Raw genomic sequence first — 7,466 nt, 5'->3', positions numbered from 1 at the left:
ATCCAGGACGGGTCGAATTCATCGCCATCGACGTTGACGGCCGTGACGAACGGAACCAGCGAGGCGCGAATCTGGTGCGTCGGCGATTTTGTCGCCTCGAGCGTGTCGAGCAATGATTTGGTCGCCGTCCTCAACGCCGTCATGCGCGCGCCGGCCATGGAGCCGGTGTTGTCCAGCACCAGCACGACTTCGAGCTGGTTGTTCGATTCGACGGCGGAGGCATCGACCTCGATGTGCTTTTCCTTGCCGAACAGGAAGGCAAAGTTGAGAGTGACGTCGGCTGAGGCAACCGCCTTCGTCTTGACGAAATTGACGCCTTTGTCGACCGTCAACGTCGCCTTCGCATTGCCGAGTTCGCCATGGCCGGCGATGTTGGCCTGGAAATAGCGGTCAAAGGCGTCATTGCGGGTGACATCGAGATCGCCCAGATGCGAAGAGGCAAGGTTTGCCGCATCGAGGGCATTCTGCAGGTTGCTCTTGGCCCGCATCAGGGTGGAGACATCGGTTGCGAAGGCGACAGCCGTGAGGATGGCCGGCAACCCCAGCCCCAGCACAAGCGAAAAATTGCCGCTCGTCGAGCGCCAGAACTTGCTAAGAAGCATCCTTACCCCCCCGGAAATGCTTGCCGCTTTTGTGCGCGGATTGGCCTGGCTTCTGCGCCTTCTTTGATGAATCGAGCGTTGACTGCAGGATCTCAACTCCACACAACCTGACATTGTGGTTAAGGCCCGGTTGCCGGAAACCACGAAGCCTTGCCATTGTTGCTGCTTGATTTTTCCGCCCCTGCGACACAAGGGAATGCCGCTTGCGCTTGCGTTGTGGGCGGATTGCTGTATAGACGCCCGCAATCTGCCGGTCCCAGCTGGGGGCTGAACGGAGGGCCGGAGGTTTTTTCGAAAACCTTCGTGTGAAGACAGAAGTGCTTCCGCCTCCCGTGTCTCCGCTCTCGACCGTCTCGTCATGCTCCTTTCTTCCCCGCCCCCTTTTACCGGGAACAGCGGGTCAGAGAAGTTGCAGAGGCTTTTGCCGCCGGGAACCGGGAGAGAAACGAAGAAAGGCACTGATACACTATGGCTCTTTACGAACATGTGTTTCTTGCCCGGCAGGACCTCTCGCAGCAGCAGGTCGATGCGCTTGTCGAACAGTACAAGGGCGTCATCTCCGCAAATGGGGGGTCCGTCGGCCGGGTCGAGAACTGGGGACTGAAGTCCCTCACCTACCGGGTCAACAAGAACCGGAAGGCTTACTACACGCTGATGGACCTGAACTGCCCGCCGGCCGCGCTCAACGAGATGGAGCGCCAGATGGGCCTGTCCGAAGACGTGCTGCGTTTCCTGACCATCAAGGTCGAGGCGCATGAGGAAGGCCCGTCGGCCATGATGCAGAAGCGCGAAGAGCGCTCGGAACGCGGTGGCTTCGGCGACCGTGACCGTGGCGATCGTGGTCCGCGCTCGTTCGGCGACCGTGATCGCGGCGACCGTGGCGATCGTCCGCCGCGCTCGTTCGGCGACGCCGGTGCCGATCGTGGTCCGCGCCGTCCACGCGAAGGCTTTGAAGGGGGTGCAGAATAATGGTCGACATCAACCAGATCCCGACCCGGCGCCCGTTCCATCGCCGCCGCAAGACCTGCCCGTTCTCCGGCGCCAACGCCCCCAAGATCGATTACAAGGACGTGCGTCTGCTGCAGCGCTACATTTCCGAGCGCGGCAAGATCGTGCCGTCGCGCATCACAGCCGTCAGCCAGAAGAAGCAGCGCGAACTCGCCAAGGCGATCAAGCGCGCCCGCTTCCTCGGCCTGCTGCCCTACGTGGTTCGCTAAGACTTTCGAGCGGGCGGCTTGCCGCCCGCTTTTTTCACCTCGGCGACGGGCGCCGCGGGGATCGCATTCAAATCCCGAGTTGAGGTCAAACCTCTAACTGCCTGAACAGGCAGGACAGCGACACCGGCGCCAGCGCGCGCCCCAAGCTTCCTGACCTGTTCCCAAGACATTCGGCGTCGATCCGAACGATTAGCGCCCAACCAAAGGAACAAAACCATGGAAGTCATTCTTCTCGAACGCGTTTCCCGCCTCGGCCAGATGGGTGATACCGTCAAGGTCAAGGACGGCTTTGCACGTAACTTCCTGCTGCCGCAGGGCAAAGCGCTGCGCGCCAACGAAGCCAACAAGAAGAAGTTCGAAGGCCAGCGCGCCCAACTCGAAGCCCGCAACCTTGAGCGCAAGTCGGAAGCCAGCCAGGTCGCCGAAAAGCTCGACGGCAAGAGCTTCATCGCCGTGCGTTCGGCTGGCGAAACCGGCCAGCTCTACGGCTCGGTGTCGACCCGTGACATCGCGGATCTGCTGACGGCGGAAGGCTTCACGGTCAACCGCAACCAGATCCTGCTCAACCAGCCGATCAAGACCATCGGCCTCACGAATGTGGCGATCGCGCTGCATCCGGAAGTCGAGGTCACGATCACGCTGAACATCGCCCGCACGGCCGACGAAGCCGAACGCCAGGCCAAGGGCGAGACGCTGACCACCGCCGAAGCCATCTATGGCGACGACATCAACGACAATGCGCGGCCGGAAAACTTCTTCGACCCGAACACCGAGTTCGAAGGCGGCGAAGACAACGCCTGACGATTTGAGTCGCCGGTGCGCCCTTCCGGGCGTGCCGCACTTTAGCTTCCCAGTTGGCCTCAGCCATACTGGACCAATGCCCGGGTCTCTCGCCCGGGCATTTTTGTGCCAAATGGAACTTTTCGAACCCCTATATATTGATGCAGACTACAGCGTCGCGCGTCCTTTGGCCGCGCTAAGGACGCTGTGAAACTTTGGTTTGGCGCACGATCCCTTTCCCGAAAGTCGATTTCGATTTTCGGGGTCGTGGGCCGAGACAGCCTGTCTGAGGGGACATTTGGTCATGAATATTCTGCTGAAGCGCGTTCTCGACCGCCTGGTGCGCACCGGCAATCTCAAGGTAACCGGCCCCAAGGGCGCTGCGGTGGTGTTCGGCGACGGCAGCGGCGAGCCGGTGCACATGCACATCAAGACCGCGCATGCCGAGCGCGCCATCACCTTCGATCCGATGCTGGCGGTGCCGGAAGCCTACATGGACGGCGAGCTCGACATTCTCGAAGGCGGCGTGCTGGGTGTGATGCGCRTCGCCTTCCAGAACATGGGCAGCGGCGGCATCGACGCCACATGGTCGAAAGCCATCGAAGGCCTGCGTCATGCCTTCCGCCGCCTGCAGCAGATCAACACCGCCTCGCGCTCGCGCCGCAACGTGCAGCGCCATTACGACCTGTCGGGCGACCTCTACCGGCTCTTCCTCGATGAGGACATGCAGTATTCCTGCGCCTATTTCGAGCAGCCGGACATGACGCTCGACGAAGCGCAGGCTGCCAAGAAACGCCACATCGCCGCCAAGCTCAGGCTGAAGGCCGGCCAGACGGTGCTCGACATCGGGTCCGGCTGGGGCGGGCTCAGCCTCTATCTCGCCAAGGCGTTCGATGTCGACGTGCAAGGCGTGACGCTGTCGACCGAACAGCATGGCGTCGCCACCGACCGAGCGCACGCGCAAGGGTTGGAAAGCCGTGTGCATTTCGAGCTGAAGGACTACCGCGAGCTCAACGAGCGTTTCGACCGCATCGTCTCGGTCGGCATGTTCGAACATGTCGGCGTCAACCATTACCGCACCTTCTTCGACAAGTCGGCGACGCTGCTCAAGCCGGATGGCGTCATGCTGTTGCACACGATCGGCCGTTCCGGCGTGCCGTGGGCGACCACCGCCTTCGTCCGCAAATACATCTTCCCGGGCGGCTATGTCCCTGCGCTCTCCGARRTCATGCCGGCGATCGAGAAGTCGGGGCTGGTCGTCACCGACATCGAAATCCTGCGGCTGCACTATGCCGACACGCTGAAGCACTGGGGCGAGCGCTTCGCCGCCAACCGCGACAAGGCCAAGGCGATCTACGACGAGCGCTTCTGCCGCATGTGGGAGTTCTACCTGGCCGCCTCGGAAGCCGCTTTCCGCTGGCAGGATCTGGTGATCTTCCAGATCCAGATCGCCAAGAAGAACGACACCTTGCCGACGACGCGCGAGTACATGGCCAAATGCGAGAAGGCGCTTGAGATGCGCGATATGGGTCACCGTGAAACGGATCCCATCAAGAAGAGCCCGGCTGCCAAGCCAGCTCGCCGCCGCAAGGTTGCGGACTGAAGCGCGCCGCGTTTGAACGGACGCATGCGAGGCGCTTTAGGTCTTTGTTTTATGCAAGTCGTCCTCCCAAAGCCGGACCCGCTTTTGAGCGACATGCCTTGGAAATAGTATTGCGGCTTGCCATTGCCGGCGCCTGCACTGAAAAAGGTCCAGTGATCGCCACCGGACCTTTTTCATGACCTATGTTCTCTATGTCGCTGCCGCCCTGGCCGAGATCGCCGGCTGCTTTTCGTTCTGGGCGTGGTGGCGGCTGGAGAAGTCGCCGCTGTGGCTGCTCCCCGGTCTCGCCTCGCTCGCTCTATTCGGCTTCCTGCTGGCGCTGGTCGATGCCAATGCCGCCGGCCGCGCCTACGCCGCCTATGGCGGCATCTACATCGCGGCGTCGCTTGGCTGGCTGTGTCTGGCGGAGGGCGTGCGCCCCGACCGCTGGGACCTCGCTGGAGCTGCACTCTGCATTGTCGGCGCCTCTGTGATCCTCGTCGCGCCACGCGGAGCCTGAGCATGGAGTTACCGGCCCCACTTCGCCAGGGTGTCGAGCGGCTGCTCGAAAACGTTCCGCTGGCGACACTCAAGCAGGCGGCAAAAACGCTGTCCGACCGGTACCGCGCCGAACTGCGCGATGGTCGGCTGCATATGGCTGAGAACCTGGCCGTGCAAGCCTACCTGGCGACGCGGCTGCCGGCGACCTACGCCGCCGTCCGCGCCAGCCTCGATGCGCTCGGCGACGCCAGGCCCGGTCTTCAACCCAAGAGCCTGCTCGATGTCGGCGCCGGCCCTGGTACGGTGCTTTGGGCCACGAGCGACTTGTGGCCCGATCTCGAACAGGCGGTGCTGTTCGAAGCCAGCGCCGCGGCGCGCAAGGTCGGCGAAACGCTTGCCGCCGGCGCGATTGCCGCCCGAACCAGATGGCTGGCCGGCGACGCCACCATCGACCTTGCCGACCTCGAGCCCGCCGATCTGGTCACTTGCGCCTATGTGCTCGACGAAATTGTCCCTGCGTCTCTGCCAAAGCTCATCGGTCGGCTGTGGCAACTCACCGGCGATACGCTGCTGGTCGTCGAGCCGGGCACGCCGGCCGGATGGCAGCGCATCCTTGCCGTGCGCCGGCAGCTGATCGAGGCGGGCGCGCATGTACTTGCGCCTTGCCCGCATCAGGCGCCCTGCCCGCTCGCCCCGCCCGACTGGTGCCATTTTTCCCGCCGCGTCGCCCGTTCGCGCCTGCACCGGCTGGCCAAGGATGCCGACGTGCCGTGGGAAGACGAGAAGTTCATCTATGTCGCCGCTTCGCGACAGCCTGCTCCTTCCCTTCGGGCACGGGTCATCGCGCCACCAAAATCAGGATCCGGCAAGGTGTTGCTGAAACTTTGCGAGAGCAATGGCAGTGCCGGCGAAAGGCTGTTCACCAAGCGCGACGGCGAGACGTTCAAGGCAGCGCGGCGGTCGGACTGGGGCGACGTTCTGGAGATTTGACCGGCACAATTGTTCTTGCTTCGTTCTTGTTTTTCGTGTAGATTGTTCCTCTGCCGAGTCAACAGAAATCGGGGGACGGGAATTCTGTCCTGTGGACGATTTGTTGTTCCTGTGAACAAGCGAACATTGATGTTGGTTGGCATCGGCACTGTTGCAGATAAGTCAGCACTGACTTTTGTCATTCTGGTATCGAAGAGCCGGGATCGAAATCGGGGATATCATGGCAGAGGCAGCGCGAAAATTCGGCGTCGCGGAAACACCGCTTTATCGTGAAGCGCCAAACAACATCGAGGCCGAGCAGGCGCTGCTCGGCGCCATCCTGGTCAACAACGATGCCTTCTACCGCGTCTCGGACTTTCTGAAGGCCGGCCATTTCTACGAACCGCTGCACCGCAAGATCTATGAGGTGGCGTCCGAGTTCATCCGCATGGGCAAGGTTGCAACGCCGATCACGCTGAAAACCTTCTTGCCGGCCGATGAGAAGGTCGGCGACATGACGATGGCGCAATATGTCGTACGGCTGGCGGTGGAAGCCGTCACCGTCGTCAACGCCACCGACTATGGCCGCGCCATCTATGACCTTGCGACGCGTCGCGCGCTGATCACCGTCGGCGAGGACATGGTCAACATTGCCTATGACGCGCCGGTCGACATGGCGCCCACCGAACAGATCGAGGATGCCGAGCGGCGGCTGTTCGAGCTGGCCGAAAACGGCCGCTACGATGGCGGGTTCGAGAGTTTTTCCGACGCGTTGAAGAACGCCGTGGACATGGCCAGTGCCGCCTATATGCGCGATGGGCACCTGTCCGGCATTGCCACCGGCCTGCGCGATCTCGACCACCGCATGGGCGGCCTGCAGCCGTCGGATTTGATCATCATCGCCGGCCGTCCGGGCATGGGCAAGACGTCGCTGGCCACCAACATCGCCTACAACATCGCTGCCGCCTATGAGCCTGCCCAGCAGGCGGACGGCTCCGTCAAGGCGGCCAATGGCGGCGTCGTCGGCTTCTTCTCGCTCGAAATGTCGTCGGAGCAATTGGCCACCCGCATCATTTCCGAGCAAACCGAAATCCCATCGTCGAAAATCAGGCGCGGCGACCTGACGGAAGCCGATTTCGGCAAACTTGTCGCCTACACGCAGGAGAACCACAAGCGCCCGCTCTACATCGACCAGACGGGCGGTATTTCGATTGCCCAGCTTGCGGCGCGCGCCCGCCGCCTCAAGCGCCAGCGCGGGCTGGATCTGATGGTCATCGACTATATCCAGCTCATGCAGGGTTCGTCCGCCAAGGCGTCGCAGAACCGCGTCCAGGAAATCACCGAGATCACCACCGGACTGAAGGCGCTCGGCAAGGAGCTTGGCGTGCCGATCATCGCGCTCTCACAGCTCTCGCGTCAGGTCGAAAGCCGCGACGACAAGCATCCTCAGCTGTCGGACTTGCGCGAATCGGGTTCGATCGAGCAGGACGCCGACGTGGTGCTGTTTGTGTACCGCGAGGAATACTACATCAAAAACAAGGAGCCCGAGAAAGGCACGCCCGAGCACCTCGCCTGGGAAACAAAGATGGTCGAGGTCCAGGGCAAGGCCGAAGTGATCATCGCCAAGCAGCGCCATGGACCGACCGGCACTGTCAGCCTTGCCTTCCAGGGCGAGTTCACCCGCTTCTCCGACCTCGCCGAAGAGCATCATTTGCCTGAAAGATTCGAGTGAGTTTTTGATCTACCCTCGCATTCCGCCACACCCCCCTCTGCCCTGCCGGGCATCTCCCCCGCAAGGGGGGAGATCGGCAGTTT

Annotated in this window: 8 protein-coding genes; 7 read left to right on the top strand and 1 reads right to left on the bottom strand. The window is 62.2% G+C overall.

The window, feature by feature from the left end:
- Positions 1–602: TadE/TadG family type IV pilus assembly protein (locus AC1D0I_RS25620; protein WP_477398611.1), on the bottom strand; the 602-nt coding region annotated here is incomplete at its 3' end.
- A 468-nt stretch (positions 603–1,070) separates the two neighbouring features.
- Here AC1D0I_RS25620 and rpsF point away from each other — a divergent pair.
- From rpsF to AC1D0I_RS25585, 7 genes are all read left to right on the top strand, one after another.
- On the top strand, positions 1,071–1,571 hold the full coding sequence (gene rpsF / locus AC1D0I_RS25615) for a 30S ribosomal protein S6 (protein ID WP_023761609.1): 501 nt from the start codon (positions 1,071–1,073) through the stop codon (positions 1,569–1,571).
- A complete protein-coding gene (gene rpsR / locus AC1D0I_RS25610) occupies positions 1,571–1,819 on the top strand; it encodes a 30S ribosomal protein S18 (protein ID WP_006203718.1) in 249 nt (82 codons plus the stop codon). Before rpsF ends, rpsR begins: the two co-directional genes overlap by 1 nt.
- Positions 1,820–2,035: 216 nt before the next feature.
- Positions 2,036–2,620 carry a 50S ribosomal protein L9 gene (gene rplI, locus AC1D0I_RS25605; RefSeq protein WP_095086410.1) on the top strand — a complete coding sequence of 195 codons (585 nt, stop codon included), beginning with the start codon at positions 2,036–2,038 and terminating at the stop codon, positions 2,618–2,620.
- A gap of 283 nt (positions 2,621–2,903) precedes the next feature.
- Positions 2,904–4,202, top strand: a complete 1,299-nt coding sequence (locus AC1D0I_RS25600; RefSeq protein WP_477398609.1) for a class I SAM-dependent methyltransferase — start codon at positions 2,904–2,906, stop codon at positions 4,200–4,202.
- Between the two features lie 175 nt (positions 4,203–4,377).
- The gene (locus AC1D0I_RS25595) at positions 4,378–4,701 is read left to right on the top strand and encodes a YnfA family protein (RefSeq protein ID WP_477398607.1); all 324 of its coding nucleotides are present in this window, start codon (positions 4,378–4,380) and stop codon (positions 4,699–4,701) included.
- Positions 4,702–4,703: 2 nt separating this feature from the next.
- The gene (locus AC1D0I_RS25590) at positions 4,704–5,672 is read left to right on the top strand and encodes a small ribosomal subunit Rsm22 family protein (protein ID WP_477398605.1); all 969 of its coding nucleotides are present in this window, start codon (positions 4,704–4,706) and stop codon (positions 5,670–5,672) included.
- 220 nt (positions 5,673–5,892) lie between these two features.
- On the top strand, positions 5,893–7,383 hold the full coding sequence (locus AC1D0I_RS25585; protein ID WP_095086422.1) for a replicative DNA helicase: 1,491 nt from the start codon (positions 5,893–5,895) through the stop codon (positions 7,381–7,383).
- Positions 7,384–7,466: the final 83 nt, after the last annotated feature.

The organism is Mesorhizobium sp. P2_D1 (assembly GCF_056404455.1).
This window is presented reverse-complemented; position numbering and strand designations above follow the sequence as displayed.

What these genes read in the sequence shown, in the direction of transcription:
- AC1D0I_RS25590 (WP_477398605.1), top strand. Translation starts at nt 4,704, where the DNA reads ATGGAGTTACCGGCCCCACTTCGCCAGGGTGTCGAGCGGCTGCTCGAA.
- AC1D0I_RS25585 (WP_095086422.1), top strand. Translation starts at nt 5,893, where the DNA reads ATGGCAGAGGCAGCGCGAAAATTCGGCGTCGCGGAAACACCGCTTTAT.
- AC1D0I_RS25595 (WP_477398607.1), top strand. Translation starts at nt 4,378, where the DNA reads ATGACCTATGTTCTCTATGTCGCTGCCGCCCTGGCCGAGATCGCCGGC.
- rpsR (WP_006203718.1), top strand. Translation starts at nt 1,571, where the DNA reads ATGGTCGACATCAACCAGATCCCGACCCGGCGCCCGTTCCATCGCCGC.
- rpsF (WP_023761609.1), top strand. Translation starts at nt 1,071, where the DNA reads ATGGCTCTTTACGAACATGTGTTTCTTGCCCGGCAGGACCTCTCGCAG.
- rplI (WP_095086410.1), top strand. Translation starts at nt 2,036, where the DNA reads ATGGAAGTCATTCTTCTCGAACGCGTTTCCCGCCTCGGCCAGATGGGT.